Here is a 20,039-nt window from a genome sequence, read left to right as displayed (position 1 = left end):
TTGTGGTGCATTTTACTAAATCGTGAAAACAAAAAAATACCAACAAAATCCTAAGATATTGTTGGTAACTTTAAAATCAATTCATATTGAATCTTTAACGATTCAATACGAATTTATATTATTTGATGTTTTTAATCAGTTCATCTGCAAAGTCAGAAGTAGAAACTTCTTTAGCACCATCCATTAAACGGGCAAAGTCGTAAGTTACTACTTTAGAAGCAATTGTTTTTTCAATTGATTCAGTAATCTTATCTGCAGCTTCTTGCCAGCCTAGGTGTTCTAACATTAGTGTTGCACTTAAAATTTCAGATGATGGGTTAACTTTGTTTTGTCCAGCATATTTTGGAGCTGTACCATGTGTAGCTTCAAAAATAGCATGTCCAGTTTCATAGTTAATGTTTGCACCAGGTGCAATACCAATGCCACCAACTTGTGCTGCTAATGCATCAGATACATAGTCACCATTTAAGTTCATTGTAGCCACTACATCATGATCTGATGGACGTGTTAAGATTTGTTGTAAGAAAATGTCAGCAATTGAATCTTTAACGATAATTTTGCCTTCTTTTTCTGCTTTTTCTTGCGCTTCGTTTGCTTTGTCTTTACCTTCTTTTTCAACAATTTCATCATATTGCTGCCAAGTAAATACTTTATCACCAAATTCGTTATGTGCTAAATCATAACCCCATTGTTTAAATGCACCTTCAGTAAATTTCATGATATTACCTTTATGCACTAAAGTTAATGATTTACGATTATTTTCTAAAGCGTATTGTATAGAAGCACGTACTAAACGTTCTGTACCTTCTTTAGAAACTGGTTTCACACCAATACCTGATGTTTCTGGGAATCTAATATTTTTAGCGCCCATTTCATTTTGTAAGAATTCAATTAATTTCTTAACTTCAGGAGTACCTTCTTGGAATTCAATACCAGCATAAATGTCTTCAGTATTTTCACGGAAAATAACCATATCAGTGTCTTCAGGACGTTTAACTGGTGAAGGAACGCCTTGGAACCAACGTACTGGGCGTAAACATGTAAATAAATCTAATTCTTGACGTAAAGCAACGTTAAGTGAGCGGATACCGCCACCAATTGGTGTTGTTAAAGGACCTTTAATAGCAATTAAATATTCATTAATTGTATCAAGTGTTTCTTTAGGTAACCATTCGCCAGTTTCATCGTAAGCTTTTTGTCCAGCTAATACTTCTTTCCATTCGATTTTCTTTTCACCGTTATAAGCTTCTTCAACAGCTGCATCGATTACTCTGCTTGCCGCATTCCAGATATCTGGTCCAATACCATCACCGATAATAAATGGAATGATTGGATTATTTGGAACTGTTAAACCTTCTTGTGATTTTACTATTTTTTCTCCTGACATGTAAAAAAACCTCCGTGTTTTGTTTTATTGATTAAATACTTTTCAAAAATATTGTTTATACATTCATTATTACAATAAAAACTGTAATGAAAATGATTAAACTTATTATCTTTTTTCTATTGGTTCATATTTTCTATCTGTTTCACCAATATACTCAGCTCTTGGACGCATAATTCTGTTATCTCTATATTGTTCTAAGATATGTGCAATCCAACCAGAAGTTCTACTTACCGCAAAAATTGGAGTGAATAAATCATGCTCAATGTTCATACTATGATAAACTGTCGCACTAAAGAAATCCACATTGGCTATTAAACCTTTTTCTTCTTTCATCTTATCAGCAATTTTAACGGAAATATCAAATAATTGACTTTGACCTGTTTCTGCTGTGATTTTTCTACTCATTTCTTTTAAGTATTTCGCTCTTGGATCACCATCTTTATATACACGGTGTCCGAAGCCCATAATTTTTTCTTTATTTTCAATTTTTTTATCGATGTAATTATCAACTTCATCAATTGATTTCACTTCAGCTAGCATGCTCATGACACGTTCATTTGCGCCACCGTGAAGTGGGCCTTTTAATGAACCAACTGCAGCAACAATGCCTGAATACATATCTGATAATGATGAAACAGCACATCTTGCTGTAAATGTTGAGGCATTCAACTCATGGTCAGCATGTAATACAAGCGCTTTGTTAAACGCTTCAACTTCGATATCTGTAGGTAACTCCCCTCTTAACATATATAAGAAGTTTCCTGCATAATTTAAATCACTATTGGGTTTTACAACCTCTTTACCTTCTCTAACTCTTGCATATGCTGTAACAAGAGAAGCTATTTTAGCTTGAATACGTATTGCACGTTCCATTGTTTGTTCATCGCTTTCAGTTTCAGCATGTTCATCAAAATGGGCAATATAAGACACAGAAGTTCTTAACGCTGTCATTGGATGCACATTACTAGTAGCGTATTCTTTAAAGTGATTATACACTCTAGGATTTAGTGTCATGTGTTCAAAAAGCTTTTCTTTTAATTCTTTTAATTCTTCTTCATTAGGTAATCGGTAGTGCCATAATAAGAAGACAACTTCTTCAAACTCAGCATTTTGAGCTAAATCATCAATATCATAACCTGCATATGTTAATTGACTATCAATGATAGAACTTACTTTAGTTTGAGATGCAATTACCCCTTCTAAACCTTTTTGTAACTCTGCCATATATAAATTCCCCTTTTCTATTTCGTTATGAAATGGCTTTCATTAACCATTATATCCAATTTCGTCCCTTTTGTGAATATTTAAAGTTTAATCCTCTTGCCAAAACACTAAGAAATAAGTATTTGTTTATATACCCTTAAACACGTCATGATATGAAACGGTGTTATAATCTCATTTTAGTATGGAAAGCCTTACAGTTCAATTTTTATTACTTTTCATTTGGTTATCATTATTAATAACTAATTATTAATGTAGTTTTATCCTTAACTTTTTTTATGATTCAGTTAAAAAACAGTTGTAATATTTTAAAGACAGTTGCATAATAATAAAACGACAAAATGAAGGAGTAGTAGATTATGTCAAACAATGAATTACAGAGAGAACTAAGTAATCGGCACATCCAGTTGATTGCAATTGGTGGCGCAATTGGTACAGGTCTATTTTTAGGAGCTGGTCAAACTATCGCGTTAACTGGCCCTTCTATTTTACTTACATATATTATCATTGGTTTTATGCTATTTATGTTTATGCGTGGCTTAGGAGAAATGCTTGTTACAAATACTAATTTCAAGTCTTTTGCCGATGTCACGAATCAATACATTGGTTCATTTGCAGGTTTTGTAACTGGTTGGACTTATTGGTTATGTTGGATTATTACTGGTATGGCTGAGGTAACTGCAGTAGCTAAATATGTGAGTTTTTGGTTTCCTCACATTCCAAATTGGATCAGTGCTTTGTTCTGTGTACTTGTACTTATGTCACTTAATTTATTAAGTGCTAAATTATTTGGGGAATTAGAATTTTGGTTTGCAATCATAAAAATTGTAACGATTCTCGCTTTGATTGTTGTTGGTGCAATTATGATTATTATGGCCTATGACACACAATTTGGACATGCTTCATTATCTAATTTATACATTAATGGTATATTCCCTAAAGGTGTTAATGGATTTTTAATGTCATTCCAAATGGCTGTATTCTCATTTGTGGGTATCGAATTAATAGGTGTGACTGCTGGCGAAACTAAAGATCCAACTAAGACCTTACCGAAAGCAATTAATAGTGTGCCTTTACGTATATTAGTTTTTTATGTAGGCGCGTTAGCTGTGATTATGTCAATCATCCCATGGAATGCTATAAATCCTGACGATAGTCCATTTGTTAGATTGTTCGCGCTAATCGGTATTCCATTTGCAGCAGGCATTATTAATTTCGTTGTACTAACTGCAGCGGCATCTTCTTGTAACAGTGGTATTTTTTCTAACAGTCGTATGCTCTTTGGTCTTTCTAATCAAAAACAAGCACCACCTTATTTTGCATCAACGAATAAAAATGGTGTGCCGCACATTGCAATATTTGTCTCATGCGCTTTACTGATGATCGCAGCTTTATTAAATTATATTGTACCGAATGCGACACTCGTCTTCACTTATATCACAACTGTATCTACAGTGTTGTTTTTAGCCGTTTGGGCGTTAATCACCGTTGCTTATATCAATTATACTAAACGTAACCCAGAAGCTCACAAACAGGCTAATTTTAAATTAGTAGGCGGTAAATATATGGGTTATATCATCTTAATATTTTTCTTCTTAGTATTTTGTCTATTATTCGTAAATGAGGTTACAAGAACAGCAGTATTTTTAACACCGATATGGTTCGTTGCCTTAAGTTTAATGTACTTAAGATATAAAAAAGTAGCACGTACTCAAGATAAATAAAAGAGGGTATTTTCAAAATAAGCTATCTATACACATTGCTCGCGAACCAATGTGTATGGATAGTTTTTTATTATGATTAAAAATAGTAATCTTAGTGATTTTATATAAGATTGAGTGAAAATTAAAAAGAGAGTTAACTGAATTTAAAATTCAATTAACTCTCAATGTCTTCTATTATTTCAAATAGGAATTTACAACCGCCTATTTGTTTATATTCGTAAATTTATTATAGAACGTTAGCATAACCTTCGAAGATTTTACCTTGATTTGCATCAATAGTAACTAAAACATCATTTTGTATTTCTTTAGTTGCGTTTTCAACACCAACAACTGTAGGAATACCTTTTTCTAAACCAATAATCGCACTTGGTGAAGTGATGCCGTTTTCTTCTGTGATTAAACCAATTGCATTTTCAATATAAGGTACAAGCGTTTCGTCTACTGAAGACGTTACAATAATAGTTTCAGATAAATCTTTACCTTCTAACTCACTTGCATTATTAACAACAAGTGTTTGGCCAACAACTGAATTTCTACCAATACCTTGTCCTTTTGCAAGTTCATCGCCTACTAAATGTAATTTCATCATGTTAGTAGTACCTTTTTCACCTGTTGGAACGCCAGCAGTGATAATAATTAAATCACCATTTTGAACTTTTTCTGTTTCAACTGCAGTAGCTACAGCATTATTTAATAATGCATCTGTAGTTTTACGTCCTTCTTTGATTACTGGGTGAATTCCCCATACTAGCGCACATTGGCGTGCAGTTTCTGGATTAGGTGTTACTGCGATAATGTCTGATTGTGGACGATATTTAGAAATCGTACGTGCAGTAGAACCACTTTCTGTAGCAGCAACAATTGCTTTTACATTTAAGTTTAATGCTGTATGTGCAACTGAAACACCAATTGCATTAACAAGTGAAGTTTCTACTAATTTAGTACGGTCTGATAATAATTTTTTATAATCTTGTGCACCTTCAGCAGAAACTGCAATATTACGCATTGTTTTAACTGCTTCTTCAGGATAAAGTCCAGCAGCTGTTTCACCAGAAAGCATAACTGCATCAGTACCATCATAAATTGCGTTGGCAACATCACTTGCTTCGGCACGTGTAGCACGTGGGTTTCTTTGCATAGAATCAAGCATTTGAGTCGCAGTGATAACAGGTTTGCCTAATTTATTACATTGTCTAATTAAATCTTTTTGCACCATAGGTACTGATTCTGGTGGGATTTCAACACCCATATCACCACGTGCAACCATTAAACCATCTGAAACTTCAAGAATACCTTTGATATTATCGATACCTTCTTGGTTTTCAATTTTAGGTATAATACTGATTGTTGTATTTTTTTGTGCTTCTAGTAATTTACGGATATCTAGTACATCACTTGGACGACGTACGAAACTAGCTGCGATAAAATCAACGCCTTCGCTAATACCGAAATTAATATCTTCAGCATCTTTATCAGTGATACCAGGTAAACTTACTTTAACGCCAGGTAAGTTAACACCTTTTTTGTTGCTTAATTCGCCAGTGTTTAGTACATCACAAACAACTTCGCCGTTGTCTTTGTCGATACTTTTAACTTGTAATTCAATTAAGCCATCATCTAATAAAATATATGAACCTTCTTCTACATCATTGATTAAATTATCATAAGTTACTGAGAATTTTTCAGGTGTACCTTCTACTTCTTTCATGCTTACAATGACTTCAGTATCTTTTTCAAGTTCTATTTTGCCATTTTTCATACTATGTGTACGAATTTCAGGGCCTTTAGTATCAAGTAAGATTGCAACAGTTTTACCTAATTTTTTAGATACTTTGCGAATTGAATCAATTCTTGCTTTATGTTCTGCATGATCACCATGTGAAAAGTTTAAACGTGCAACGTTCATTCCAGCTTTCATTAATTTCTCAAGCATTTCTTCCGATTCTGACGCTGGTCCAATAGTACAAACAATTTTAGTTTTTCTCATTAATAATGCCTCCAAGTATTTTATATAGATAATTCATTTGTTAATTCATAAGTTTCAAAATCAAACTCATGTTGATCTGATCTGAATATTTCTTCAAACGGTGTGTCAGTTAATTCATTATTACGGATGCCTACACCGATAGCAGTTTTCCCTTGTAATAATAAATCTACTGCATGACCACCTAAACGTGACGCTAACACACGATCTGCTCCACTTGGGCTACCACCACGTTGGATATGACCTAATACAGAAACACGCGCATCAACATTAATATACTTAGTTAACTCTTGTGCGCAAGCCTCTCCAGACATACAACCTTCTGCAACCATGACGATTGAATGTTTTTTACCTCTTTTAATACCATTATCGATTTTTTCAGCTACATCTTTAATATCTGTTTCTACCTCTGGAACAATAATTGTTTCTGCACCTACAGACATACCTGCCCATAATGCTAAATCTCCACAATCACGTCCCATAACTTCTATAATAAAGGTTCTAGCATGACTCGATGCTGTATCGCGGATTTTATCAACGCAATCAATAATAGTGTTTAATGCTGTATCAAATCCAATTGTAAAATCTGAACCATTAATATCATTATCAATCGTACCAGGTATTCCAATTGTCTGGATTTCTTCACATTCTTCACTTATACGTTGCGCGCCTCTATAACTACCGTCTCCACCGATAACTACAAGGCCTTCGATGCCTCTTTTACGTAAGTTTTCTATGCCTTTCTTACGCACTTCTACTTCTTTAAATTCAGGACACCTTGCTGAATATAAAAAAGTGCCTCCGCGTTGAATTGTATCCCCTACAGAACCGAGTTCAAGCTTTTCGATATCATCGTTTAATAAACCTTGATAGCCTTGGTAAACACCATAGACTTCAATGTTATTAAAAATCGCTTTTCTAACTACAGCTCTTACAGCTGCGTTCATGCCTGGAGAATCTCCACCACTTGTCAACACTGCAATTTTTTTCATGACGACAAACCTTTCTAACATGTATTTCTTATTCTAAAAATACCATAAATAATACAATGGTGCCATTAAAATAAGGCTTTGTGCCGAATGTAAACGTTTTAAAGTAATCTAAGCTATTAAATTATAACTAGTAAGCGTTTACTATAATTTTTCGGCAAAAATGAAATGAGCACTCTTTTATATTTACCTTTAAATTATATTTCTTAAACAATATATTTATTTTTTAAATAAGTTAAGGGTTTGCATTTACTCAATTTCCTTCTCTACAACTATAAAAAATAGCTGTGCAGAAATCTATCGTCATAAATTTCTGTACAGCTAATCTTAGTATATTTATTATTATTCGTGGAATGTTCCAATATTTCTAAATTTAGCATATCGGTCATCAACAAGTTGTTGTTTATTTAGCTGATTTAATTCTGCTAAATAATATTCAAACCCTTTTTTGATATTTTGTGCTTGAATTTCAACATCATGATGCGCACCACCTAATGGTTCTTTAATTACATCATCAGCTATATTGAGTTCACGTAAATCTTCAGCAGTAATCTTCATTGTTTCTGCAGCAATTTTTGCAAGATTGCTGTCTTTCCATAACAGTGCAGAGGCACCCTCAGGGGAAATAACTGAATACGTACTATTTTCAAGCATCAATATACGATTTGTAATACCTAAACCTAAAGCTCCGCCACTACCGCCTTCACCAATCACAATAGAAATGACTGGTACTGTTAACGCAGCCATTTCGACTAAGTTTCTAGCAATAGATTCACTTTGTCCACGTTCTTCTGCTGCTTTACCTGGATAAGCACCTTTAGTATCAATAAAAGTAATAATAGGTCGATTGAATTTTTCTGCTTGTTTCATCAATCTAATTGCTTTTCTATAACCTTCTGGATGTGCCATCCCAAAATTACGATAAATATTATCTTTGGTATCTTTACCACGTTGTTGTCCAACTACAGTAACTGCTTGGCCATTCAAATAACCAATGCCACCAATCATTGCAGGATCATCTCTGTAATTTCTATCACCATGGAGTTCCATGAATGAGTCGAATATATAAGGTATGTAATCTAAAGATGTAGGTCTTTCTTGTAAACGTGCTAATTGCACACGATCCCAAGGTTTAAGGTTTGTATATACCTTTTCAGTCTCTCTCTCTAAAGAAGCTTCAAGCATATCAATTTCTTCTTGCAGATCTACATCATTTTTTTCTTGAGATTCTTTTAATGATTCAATTTTATTTTTTATTTCAAAAAGCGGCTTTTCAAAATCAAGCATTTGTTTTCACCTCTTGGTGCATTTTTAAGATACTAGATAACGTTGTTTTCATTTCTTTTCTATGTACTACTTTATCTAATTGGCCATGTTCTAATAGAAATTCTGCAGTTTGGAAATCCTCTGGTAATTTTTCATTAATTGTTTGTTCGATGACACGTCTCCCTGCAAATCCAATTAACGCTTTAGGTTCACTAAGATTGATATCACCTACAGAAGCAAAACTTGCAGAAACACCACCTGTAGTTGGATTAGTAATGTAAGAAATATACAATAACCCAGCGTCCGCATGTTTCTTCAGTGTCACACTCGTTTTACCCATTTGCATTAACGAAATAATACCTTCTTGCATTCTAGCTCCGCCACTTGCTGAAAATAAAATAAATGGCAAACGGTTTTCAATACAGTGCTCAATAATTCTACAAATTTTCTCGCCTACTACAGAACCCATACTGCCCATTCTGAATCTAGCATCCATAACAGCAACACCATAACTTATACCTTCTAAATTTGCAGTTCCAGTTACTACTGCTTCGTTTAGATCAGTTTTTTGTCGATCTTTTTGGATTTTTTCTTCGTAACTTGGGAAGTCCAATGGATTTGCCGAAGTCATGCCTCTATCAAATTCTTTAAATGTGCCTTCGTCAGAAATAGCTTCAATACGTTTATAAGCTGTAAGTGCAATATGATGATCACAGTTAAAACAAACGTTTAAGTTTTCAGCTAATTCTTTCGTATACATAATTTTTTTACATTTAGGACATTTCGTCATAATACCTGCTGGAACATCGCTTTGTTTTGAATCCGATACGGTTACATACTTTTTCTTTTTACTACTTCTATTGAAAAAATCTTTAAACATTGGTAAACCTCCACATAAATATCGCAATCTGTCTCTACAATTAACTGTAAGTTACGTATTGAGTTTAGTATTAACGAATATTATTTATCTAAATCTGTTAATTTCATTGTCTTTTCATATATTTCCTCTGGATCCATATCATTTCTAGCAACGCCAGACTCCATCGCTGCTTTTGCAACTTCTCTAGCAACTGACGGTGCTACTCGCTTATCAAACGGACCTGGAATACAATAATCAGGATTCAATTCTTCTGGATTAATTAAATTCGCAATCGCTTCAACCGCAGCCTGCTTCATTGCTTCATTAATTTGTGTTGCTTCTACATCTAAAGCACCTCTGAATATACCTGGAAATGCTAAGACATTATTAATTTGATTTGGAAAATCTGAACGACCTGTACCAATTACTTTTGCACCTGCTGCCTTTGCAACATCTGGCTGAATTTCTGGGTTAGGGTTTGCCATAGCAAAGATAATTGGATCATCGGCCATAGATTCAACCATTTCTTTTGTTAATAAATCTGCAACAGAAACACCTATAAATACGTCAGCATCTCTAATGACATCATTTAAGCTGCCCTCAATTTTTTCTCTATTAGTCCACTTAGCTACGTATGCTTTTGTATCATTCATACCAAAAGCGCGTCCTTCAAAAATAGCACCTTTAGAATCACACATAATCATATCTCGAACACCATAAGAATATAATAATTTAACGATAGCCATACCAGCTGCCCCAGCACCATTGAGAACGACCTTAATGTCTGATAAATCTTTATCCACTATTCTTAAGGCATTAGTCATACCGGCTACTGTTACAATTGCTGTACCATGTTGATCATCGTGAAATACTGGTATTTTAGTTTCTTTTTTTAAACGTTCTTCAATTTCAAAACAACGCGGTGCCGAAATATCTTCTAAGTTTATGCCACCATAATTCGGTTCTAATAATTTCACAGTGTTAACTATATCATCTGTATCTGTAGTGTTTAATGCAATAGGTACACCATCGATACCAGAAAAGCTTTTAAATAGTACTGCTTTACCTTCCATTACTGGGATACTCGCTTCTGCACCAATATTGCCTAATCCTAAAACAGCTGTGCCATCTGTTACAACAGCAACAGTATTGCCTTTCATGGTATACTCAAAAACTTTCCTAGAATCTTCATGTATCTCTTTACAAGGCTCTGCGACACCTGGTGAATAAGCTAAACTTAATTCTTCCTTATTGGTAACTTGAACCTTAGGCGTTACTTCCAATTTTCCTTGATTTCGTCTATGCATTTCTAATGCTTCGTCTCTCAATGTCATGTAAATCTACCCCTTTACATTCAACTAGTATAAAAATCAGTTCATATATATTTTTATTACAATCTAACTTAAATTACAAATGATATTGCTAACAAGATGTCGAATTCACCCGTACAGTTAATATTTGTAATAAAAATATATAGATTGATTTGACATTAAATAATTCTTATCTTTAATTTAGTTAAAATTAAAACTGACGGCAAGTTTATGCTTAACCATCAGTTTACTATACCATAGTTCATAGCGCTATTAAAGTTAAATAATTCTTATATCCCAAGGCGAAAATCGTTGTATAAATGTATTTAATACGTCGTTATCTCGTGTGATATAACCTATGATTTTAAACTTATTTTGCGCTTCTTGAAAATACTTAACTGGAATATAATTGCTGTGCTCTGTTTGTGTTAAAAATTGCTTTACTTCTGTTTCATCGCTAAGGTTTCTAATCACAATTTGTTTCGCATGTTCAAATGTACTCACTTCGAATGCATCAATCGTCTCTATTTGATTAATAATAAGTTGCTTCTTATTATTCCTATTTTCAAACTTACCTTTTAGGATAAATGTCTCATCCGTTTTCAAATCTGTTTCATATTTTTTGAATGCATCTGGAAAAACAACGCCATCCAAACTATTAATTCCGTCATTTAATGTTACAAAAGCCATATTCTGACCGTTTTTTGTACGTATACGTTTAATATTATCAATTTGAACAAAAATCGGTTGATTATCTCGTGCATTAGTGAGTTTATATATACCAAGATATTGCTTTTGTTCAAAGGCTTTTTCGACAGGATGTGTTGAAACATAAAAGCCTAAATATTCTTTTTCATAATCACTTAATACTTTATCTGGCAATTCCTCTTTGTCTTCATATGTCGCTTTAGGCGTTAATACATCAAATATAAAACCGTCTTGTTCAATATCAGATGAACTATCCAGTACTTGATCAATTGACTGTAGTAGCGTAGCACGATTTTTGCCAAAGGTGTCGAAAGCGCCTACTAATATGAGCGCTTCAAGTAATTTTCTAGATTTAATCCTTTTAGGAATGCGTCTTGTGAAATCAAAAAAGTCTTTGAAATGACCATGCGTTATGCGTTCATCAACAATTAACTTAACGCTTTGATAACCTACACCTTTAATCGCACCGATTGACAAGTATATACCCTGTTTAGTTGCTTTATAGAACCAATGACTTTGATTTATATTCGGCGTTAAAATATTGATTGATTGATGCTTTGCTTCATCAATAATTTGTGCTGTCTTTTTCTCACTTCCAATAGTATTGCTCAAAATATTAGCATAAAAATAGTTAGGATAATGTACTTTTAAATAGCTCATAATATAAGCGATTTTAGAATAGCTTACAGCATGGGCACGTGCAAAGCCATAGTCTGCAAATTTTAGAATCAAATCAAATATTTGCTTACTTAAATTTTCATCATAGCCATTATTTAAAGCACCGTCCACAAAGTGTTGACGCTCACTTTCTAATACAGCACGGTTCTTTTTACTCATCGCACGTCTTAAAATATCCGCTTCTCCATAACTAAAGTTTGCGAACTTACTGGCAATTTGCATGATTTGTTCTTGATAAATGATAACGCCATAAGTGTTACTTAATATCGGCTGTAAATCACTATGCAAATATTGCACCTTCGATGGATTATGCCTTCTCGTAATATAGGTAGGTATTTCTTCCATAGGACCTGGTCTGTATAAAGACGTTACGGCTACAATATCTTCAAAATGTTCAGGTTGTAATTTTTTCAATACATTTCTAATACCATCTGATTCTAGTTGAAAAATACCTGTAGTATCACCCTGTGACAATAATTGAAAGACTTTGCTATCATCAAAAGGTATTTGCTCTATATCAATATGTGTATTCATATCTTTTTTTACTTGTTTCACAATTTGATGAATAATGGATAAATTCCGTAACCCTAAGAAGTCGATCTTCAGCAAGCCTATTCTCTCTGCTTCTGTCATCGTCCACTGCGTTAATAATCCGGTATCACCTAACGTCAACGGTGCATATTCATACAATGGATGATCATTAATAATGATACCTGCAGCGTGTGTTGAAGTATGACGAGGTAAACCTTCTAATTTTTTACTAATTTCAAACCATCGTTCATGCCTATGATTTCGGTGCACAAACTGTTTAAAATCATTTTGTTCATATGCTTGATCCAAAGTTATACCTAACTTGTGTGGTATTAATTTAGAAATTTCATTTAAAGTAATCTCATCAAATCCAATAATTCTACCAACATCTCTAGCTACTGCTCTAGCTAACAAATGACCGAACGTTACTATACCTGCAACGTGATTATCACCATACTTTTCTTGAACATATTGAATTACTTTATCTCTATGCGTATCTTCAAAATCAATATCAATATCCGGCATTGTTACACGTTCCGGATTAAGAAAACGCTCAAACAGTAAATTATATTGTATGGGATCAACCGTAGTAATGTTTAAAAGATAACTTACCAATGACCCTGCAGAAGAACCACGACCAGGCCCTACTAATACATCATGTGTTTTCGCATAATGTATTAAATCACTTACTATAAGAAAGTAATCTTCAAACCCCATGCGAGTAATGACTTGATACTCATGTACAAGTCTTTCTCTGTACGTTTCGAATTGGTTATGACCTAAATTGAGTTGGCTTAAGTTTTCTTGTAATATTTGCCATAAATAATCTTTTGATTGCTGATTATCTGGCGTTTTAAATTTAGGTAATAATGACTGATGATAAATCATTTCAGCCTGACATACTGTTGCAAGTTGATTTGTGTTATCCAACACTTTCTTACTTAAATGAAGTGTAGTTAAATCATTATTATCGTATAAATGTGCATTATAATCAGGTTGTTCACTTACTAAATCTAGTTTATCGTTATCTCTGATTGCAGCAAGTGCGGTCAGTGTATCAGCATCTTGTTGATTAAGATAACGTGTACTTTGTGCCCAAACCATTGGTAATTCCAATGTTACTTCACTTGTATGATTCACATAAACATGTGTATCATCGGTAAATTCAGCTACAATAGCTTCATTTGATGATGATACATCTTTAAAAATAACAACAAAATGCTGTAGATATTTTTTTAGCCACTCTATAGGTGTTTCAGTTTTTTCTTTCATTTTTATAGCAGACGACAGCTTAAACATATCTTTTAGTCCTTGTTCATTTTGCGCTAACACTATCGTTTCCACTGACTCTAATCCATCTGTCACAAAAATTGTCATACCGAATATAGGATGAATATTTGCTGCAATACACGCGTCATAAAATTGTGGATAACCGTATAAGACATTTGTGTCTGTAATCGCTAATGCGGTATACCCTTCTTTAGCGGCCTTAGCAACAACATCTATTATTCTCAAACTAGAATGTAATAAGTCGTATGTTGTATGAATATTTAAATGCGTAACCATCAGCAAACACCTCCTATATACTTATAACTTATTATTTAAAGCTTCGGCTAATGTATTAAATTCGTTCCAGTTAGCAACAGAAACACCTGATGCATTTGGATGACCTCCGCCACCAAATTCACTTGCAATATCATTAATCACAATGCCTTTTGAGCGAATGCGACATCTTATTTCAGAACCTTCATCAACAGCAAAGACCCATATCTTCAAGCCTTGAATATCCGCAATCGCATTTACAAATAATGAAGCTTCGTTAGCCGCAATATTAAACTGCTTAAGTACATCTTGTGTAATAATTATTTTACAAAATCCATTTTCATCTAACTCAAAGTTCTGTAATACATATCCTTGGAATGGTAAGAGTTTTGGGTCTTTTTCGCCCATTTTATTAAGCTCTTCATTATGATTAAATGGATATTTAAGTAACTGGCTTGCGACTTCCATCGTATGGGACGTCGTATTATTAAATAAGAAACGACCTGTATCACCAACAATTCCTAAATATAGTACACGTGCAACAGATGCATCTATCACAGTTGTGTCATTAAAATGCGCAATAAAGTCAAAGATAATTTCACTTGTAGAAGAAGCCTGTGCATTCACATAATTAATATCACCATATTGATCTACTGCAGGATGATGGTCGATTTTAATTAGGGAACGACCTTTATTAAAGCGTTCATCACTAATCCTTGGTGAATTAGCCGTATCACAGATAATCACTAATGCATCTTTGTATTGTTCATCTGTAATTTCGTCAAAAGTTCCTATAAAATCTAACGAAGGCTCTGATTCCCCAACTGCATATATGTTTTTATCTGGAAATTTTAATGTTAAGTAATGTTTCAAACCAAGCTGTGAACCATAAGCATCTGGGTCAGGTCTGACATGTCTATGTATAATAACTGTTTCAGCTTCGTTAATTTCACTCATAATTTGATTGAATTCTTTAGTCATTTATATCTTCCTTTTCATTAGTTATATAAAATTCATTTAATCTATCATCTGGCAGATAATCATTGCTTTCGCGACATGATGCTCATCAGTAGACATTGTCACTTCTAGTTTAGCAAAGTTTCTCCCTACATCTAACATATCATAGTGCACATCGATTTCTGATTCGATTTGTACTGTCTTAATATATATAATGTTCAAACTTTCTATCATGACTTCAAGTTTTTTTAACTTTCTCATTTCATAGCGTACTGTTTCTTCAATTATAGCGACGAATACAGCTTTACTTAAAGTACCATATTGATTCGTTAATAGCGGGGTTGTTTGTACTTGAATGCCATTATTTGTAATGTTGATATGTTTTGCAATTTGATCATTAATAGTTTCACCCACTTGAGGTTGTCGGCTTAATAATTGCATCGCTGTTAATACATCTTTTCTCGTAATAACACCTATAAGTTTTTTGCTACTTGTAGTCACTGGTAACAGTTCTATACCTTCCCAAATCATCATATGCGCACAATTTGCTACTGTGGTAGTTAATTGGACATTTATAGGAGCCTTCGTCATAAACTGAGCTATCGTATCATAATCATCCATTTTAATAATTTCTTTGCTCGTAATAATACCTACTAGTTTCCACTGTTCATCAATAACTGGAAATCTTGAATGTCCAGTAGCTCTTGCTTTTTCTTTATAATCAATCAACTTCATATTTTCAAAGATTACTGTGCTCTCTTTTACTGACTTCACAATATCTTCAACGACCAATATTTCTTTACGAATCATTTGGTTATACATTGCTCTATTAATGATGTTTGCTACTAGGTATGTATCATAATTAGAAGAAAGTATTGGTAGATCATGTTCATCTGCATACTTTATAATTTCATCAGATGTTCTAAAACCACCTGTAATCAGCACCGCACTTCCTCTTTTTAAAGCTGCTAATTGTACATCTTTACGATTACCTACAATCAATAATGTATACGTACTTAAATATTTTACTACATCATCAATCTCCATCGCACCTATGGCAAACTTAGTTAGTGTTTTAATTAAACCGTTTCTGCCGCCTAACACTTGACCGTCTATAATCTTTACAATTTCACCAAATGTAAGTTGTTCAATTTGCTCGCGTGTTTTCTTCTCTATACGAACAGTACCTACGCGGTCAATTGTTGCTACCAAGCCAATTTGACCAGCATCTTTAATCGCTCGGTAAGCTGTACCTTCAGATACACTTAAATCTTTCGCCACTTTTCTAACAGAAATTTTTTGTCCTACTGCTAGAGATTCTATATATGATAAAATTTGCTCATGCTTTGTCATTTAAATAACCTCATTTATATTGAACAGTTTCTATGCCATTATAACTTCTTATATCTAAAATTGCGATGTCACAATTCAAATTATGGTAGATTCTAACTTTATAATGTTGAACTGCGCCTTTTAAATAATATAAATAATTCTTTTTAAGAAATTAATATGTAAGATTTTATATTATAATTGGATTTATCAAGAAATTTTGATTAGAATGATATCAAGGAGGGATGAACAATGTTCAAAAATATTTTACTTGGTGTAGATACAACACTTACTAATGAAAAAGCACTTAAAGAAGTATCAAAATTAGCCGGTGAAGGAACGACGGTCACTATTTTAAATTCGATTAGTGAACAAGATGCACAATCATCAATTAAATCTGGTGTTCATTTAGATCAACTAGTTGAAAAGCGTAGCAAAGGACTTGAGCCTACACGTAAAGCTTTAGATGAATATGGTATCAAATATGATGAAATTATTGTTCGTGGCAGTGCCAAAGAACAATTAGTTAAACAAGCTAATAGTGGCAAATATGAAATCGTCGTACTCAGTAACCGCAAAGCTGAGGAAAAGAAAAAATTTGTCCTAGGTAGTGTCAGCCATAAGGTGGCTAAAAGAGCAAACATCCCTGTTCTTATCGTAAAATAAGATAAAACTCAAAAAAACTTTTGTATTCATTTGAGTTACACGCCTAAACAAGCCTAACGCACAAATGCATTGGGTTTGTTTTTTAATTTATATCCTTTAAAAACATAAAAATGGCGACAAAATAATAAGATTTTGTCGCCATTTTTAATTTATTGCAAATCCTAAGCCTTTAAATAATTTAAAACTTAACTGATTCTCCAGGTTTTAAAATTTGCACTTCTCCTACTGTAACAGCAGATTTAAATTGACTTGGATCTTGTTCAATCAATTCAAATGTATCGTAATGCACAGGGACAGTGATTTTAGGTTTAATAAATGTGTTGATAGCATAACTTGCATCATCGATACCCATAGTAAAGTTATCACCAATAGGAACAAAACAAACATCAACAGGATGACGTTCTGCAATTAATTTCATATCGCTGAATAATCCTGTATCTCCAGTGTGATAAATTGTTTTGCCTTCAACTTCTAAAATAACACCCATCGGCATGCCAAGATAAACCGGTATACCATTATCATCAGTTAAACTTGAACTGTGAAAAGCTTGCACAAATTTCACTGTACCAAATTCAAATTCAGCTTTACCACCAATGTTCATTGGCCTTACATTTTCAACATTTTTATTTGTAGTTAAATAATCTCCCAGTTCTGCTGAACCAATTACAGTTGCATTATTTCTATTAGCCAACTCGACTGTATCTCCGAAATGGTCACCATGACCATGCGTCAAAATAATATAGTCTACTTCTAAAGCATTTGCATCTAAATCTGACTGACCATTGCCAGTAATAAATGGATCTACAATTACTTTTTTACCGTTCGCTTCGAAATAAATCGTTGATTGTCCATGAAATGATAAGTTCATTATATGAATTCCTCCCATAAATCTGTTTATTTACTACATACCACATTCATACCATTTTATAACATATCCGTGCATTTTATATAGCTCTTTTATGCTTATTTTAAAAACATTTAGCTAAAATAGCATCATTCTAATATTTTATTTTTGAATTCCGCCATGAACTAACATAAACTTAGAATGATAGTATTTTTAGGAGGATGATGATAAATGAAATTAGAACAGATTACCGCAGAATTAAAATCACAACAAGCTGGAGCAGCATGGATTACAACACCATTAAACATTTTTTACTTTACAGGCTATTTAAGTGATCCTCATGAACGTTTACTCGCATTATTAATCAAAGAAAATGGTGAACAAGTATTATTTTGTCCACAATTAGAAGTTGATGAAGTAAAAGCCTCTCCTTTTGAAGGTGAAGTAGTTGGATATTTAGACACAGAAAATGCATTAGATAAATATATGTTCACTGTAAATAAATTATTAGTTGAAGCTGAACATTTAACAGTAAAACGTCAACGCGAACTCGTTGAAGCATTTAATGTACAAACTTTTGGTGATATTGATCAAACAATTAAAGACTTACGTAACGTAAAAAGCGAAAATGAAATTGCTACTATTAAAAAAGCATGTGAACTTGCTGACAAATGCATTGAAATCGGTGTAGACTTTTTAAAAGAAGGTGTGACGGAACGCCAAGTTGTTAATCATATTGAGAATGCAATCAAAGATTACGGTGTAAATGAAATGAGTTTCGATACGATGGTACTCTTCGGTGATCACGCTGCTTCACCACATGGTACGCCTGGTGATCGTCAATTACAAAGAGATGAATATGTATTATTTGATCTTGGTGTTATTTATAACAATTATTGTAGTGATATGACTAGAACCGTTAAATTTGGCGAACCAAATGATAAAGCCCAAGAAATATATAATGTGGTTTTGAAAGCTGAACAAGAAGCGATTGCAGCAATCAAACCAGGCGTTACGATTAAAGATGTAGATGATATTGCACGTAATATTATCAGTGATGCAGGTTATGGTGATTATTTCCCTCATCGTTTAGGACATGGATTAGGCTTGGAAGAACATGAGTATCAAGATGTTTCTAGTTCAAATACCAACCAATTTGTTGCTGGAATGGTTATCACTGTTGAACCAGGCATATACGTTCCTGGCGTTGCAGGTGTGCGTATTGAAGACGATATTTTAGTAACTGAAGATGGTAATGAAAGTTTAACGGGTTACGAAAAATGATAAAAGAAGCGGTTGTTGAAACGATTCAACAAGTTGAACAAGCAATAAACAATGGTGCTGATCGTATAGAATTATGTGATAATTTGAGTGTCGGCGGGACGACACCTAGCATCGGGATGATTGAAATCGCGACAGAAATTTGTCATACCAACGATGTTGAAATCGCAGTAATGATTCGCCCTCGCGGCGGTGATTTCGTATATAATTTATATGACTTTGAGATCATGCAACGAGACATGAAAGCAATCAAGCAACTCAACGTAGATTACTTTGTATTTGGATGTTTAACAGAGGATAATGTCTTAAATGAATGGCAAATGAAGACTTTGAAAAACCTAGCGGCACCTGTACCGGCCGTATGCCATATGGCATTTGATAAAATTCATATACATGGTCAAATCAAAGCACTACATCAGCTGATTGATATTGGCTTTGTCAGATTACTAACACATGGCGGCCCTTCAGACACTGATATTTTCGATAATTTAAATCATCTTGGCAAACTTGTGGTTAATACAGGCGGACGTATCGAAATTATGCCTGGTGGTGGATTAAATAAAAATAATTTACAAGATTTAATATCTTCTTTCCCTTTCCAAGAAGTGCATGGTACAAGAATCGTTTAAAACACGTCATTTATAGTTTAACTGCTTGAGACACAGGATCTTATAGCATCAATAAAACAGGCTGAGACATAATTACATGTCTCAGCCTGTTTTATTATATTAGCAGTAGCTGACTGAATTAAAAATGCGCTTAT

General features: G+C 33.5%; 15 protein-coding genes. 4 read left to right on the top strand and 11 right to left on the bottom strand.

Translation table 11 applies throughout. The features are described from left to right. Nucleotides 1-118 precede the first annotated feature (118 nt). Together icd and ACP3TL_RS03335 are read right to left on the bottom strand one after the other, a co-directional pair. Nucleotides 119-1,387: an NADP-dependent isocitrate dehydrogenase gene (gene icd / locus ACP3TL_RS03340; protein WP_046465543.1), complete on the bottom strand. Its 1,269-nt coding sequence runs from the start codon at nt 1,385-1,387 to the stop codon at nt 119-121. Between the two features lie 105 nt (nt 1,388-1,492). Next, a complete protein-coding gene (locus ACP3TL_RS03335) occupies nt 1,493-2,611 on the bottom strand; it encodes a citrate synthase (RefSeq protein WP_046465544.1) in 1,119 nt (372 codons plus the stop codon). 356 nt (nt 2,612-2,967) lie between these two features. Between ACP3TL_RS03335 and ACP3TL_RS03330 the strand changes: the two genes are divergently transcribed. Further along, nucleotides 2,968-4,332, top strand: a complete 1,365-nt coding sequence (locus ACP3TL_RS03330) for an amino acid permease (RefSeq protein WP_046465545.1) — start codon at nt 2,968-2,970, stop codon at nt 4,330-4,332. Nucleotides 4,333-4,558: 226 nt separating this feature from the next. Here ACP3TL_RS03330 and pyk read toward each other — a convergent pair whose 3' ends face one another. The 8 genes from pyk to ACP3TL_RS03290 all read right to left on the bottom strand — a co-directional run bounded on the left by pyk (nt 4,559) and on the right by ACP3TL_RS03290 (nt 16,509). Continuing rightward, on the bottom strand, nt 4,559-6,319 hold the full coding sequence (gene pyk, locus ACP3TL_RS03325; protein WP_285325694.1) for a pyruvate kinase: 1,761 nt from the start codon (nt 6,317-6,319) through the stop codon (nt 4,559-4,561). 20 nt (nt 6,320-6,339) lie between these two features. Next, nucleotides 6,340-7,308, bottom strand: coding sequence for a 6-phosphofructokinase (pfkA, locus tag ACP3TL_RS03320; RefSeq protein ID WP_046465547.1), 969 nt, complete (start codon nt 7,306-7,308; stop codon nt 6,340-6,342). 339 nt (nt 7,309-7,647) lie between these two features. Further along, nucleotides 7,648-8,592: an acetyl-CoA carboxylase carboxyltransferase subunit alpha gene (locus ACP3TL_RS03315; RefSeq protein WP_046465548.1), complete on the bottom strand. Its 945-nt coding sequence runs from the start codon at nt 8,590-8,592 to the stop codon at nt 7,648-7,650. Then, nucleotides 8,585-9,451 carry an acetyl-CoA carboxylase, carboxyltransferase subunit beta gene (gene accD, locus ACP3TL_RS03310; RefSeq protein ID WP_046465549.1) on the bottom strand — a complete coding sequence of 289 codons (867 nt, stop codon included), beginning with the start codon at nt 9,449-9,451 and terminating at the stop codon, nt 8,585-8,587. Before accD ends, ACP3TL_RS03315 begins: the two co-directional genes overlap by 8 nt. An 80-nt stretch (nt 9,452-9,531) precedes the next feature. Continuing rightward, nucleotides 9,532-10,764 carry an NADP-dependent malic enzyme gene (gene ystJ, locus ACP3TL_RS03305; RefSeq protein ID WP_046465550.1) on the bottom strand — a complete coding sequence of 411 codons (1,233 nt, stop codon included), beginning with the start codon at nt 10,762-10,764 and terminating at the stop codon, nt 9,532-9,534. 255 nt (nt 10,765-11,019) lie between these two features. Further along, a complete protein-coding gene (locus ACP3TL_RS03300; protein ID WP_285336722.1) occupies nt 11,020-14,223 on the bottom strand; it encodes a DNA polymerase III subunit alpha in 3,204 nt (1,067 codons plus the stop codon). 21 nt (nt 14,224-14,244) lie between these two features. Then, nucleotides 14,245-15,180, bottom strand: a complete 936-nt coding sequence (locus ACP3TL_RS03295; protein WP_046465552.1) for a DHH family phosphoesterase — start codon at nt 15,178-15,180, stop codon at nt 14,245-14,247. Nucleotides 15,181-15,216: 36 nt separating this feature from the next. Further along, a complete protein-coding gene (locus ACP3TL_RS03290; RefSeq protein WP_285325697.1) occupies nt 15,217-16,509 on the bottom strand; it encodes a DRTGG domain-containing protein in 1,293 nt (430 codons plus the stop codon). 228 nt (nt 16,510-16,737) lie between these two features. Here ACP3TL_RS03290 and ACP3TL_RS03285 point away from each other — a divergent pair, with 228 nt between their 5' ends. After that, nucleotides 16,738-17,151, top strand: coding sequence for a universal stress protein (locus tag ACP3TL_RS03285; RefSeq protein ID WP_046465553.1), 414 nt, complete (start codon nt 16,738-16,740; stop codon nt 17,149-17,151). Nucleotides 17,152-17,329: 178 nt separating this feature from the next. Here ACP3TL_RS03285 and ACP3TL_RS03280 read toward each other — a convergent pair whose 3' ends face one another. Further along, nucleotides 17,330-18,019: a metal-dependent hydrolase gene (locus ACP3TL_RS03280; protein WP_046465554.1), complete on the bottom strand. Its 690-nt coding sequence runs from the start codon at nt 18,017-18,019 to the stop codon at nt 17,330-17,332. A gap of 207 nt (nt 18,020-18,226) precedes the next feature. Here ACP3TL_RS03280 and ACP3TL_RS03275 point away from each other — a divergent pair, with 207 nt between their 5' ends. Next, on the top strand, nt 18,227-19,279 hold the full coding sequence (locus ACP3TL_RS03275) for a M24 family metallopeptidase (protein ID WP_285336723.1): 1,053 nt from the start codon (nt 18,227-18,229) through the stop codon (nt 19,277-19,279). Continuing rightward, nucleotides 19,276-19,905, top strand: coding sequence for a copper homeostasis protein CutC (locus ACP3TL_RS03270; protein WP_046465556.1), 630 nt, complete (start codon nt 19,276-19,278; stop codon nt 19,903-19,905). Before ACP3TL_RS03275 ends, ACP3TL_RS03270 begins: the two co-directional genes overlap by 4 nt. Nucleotides 19,906-20,039: the final 134 nt, after the last annotated feature.

The sequence above is a fragment of the Staphylococcus caseorum genome (assembly GCF_049943195.1).
Classification (GTDB): domain Bacteria; phylum Bacillota; class Bacilli; order Staphylococcales; family Staphylococcaceae; genus Staphylococcus; species Staphylococcus equorum_A.
This window is presented reverse-complemented; position numbering and strand designations above follow the sequence as displayed.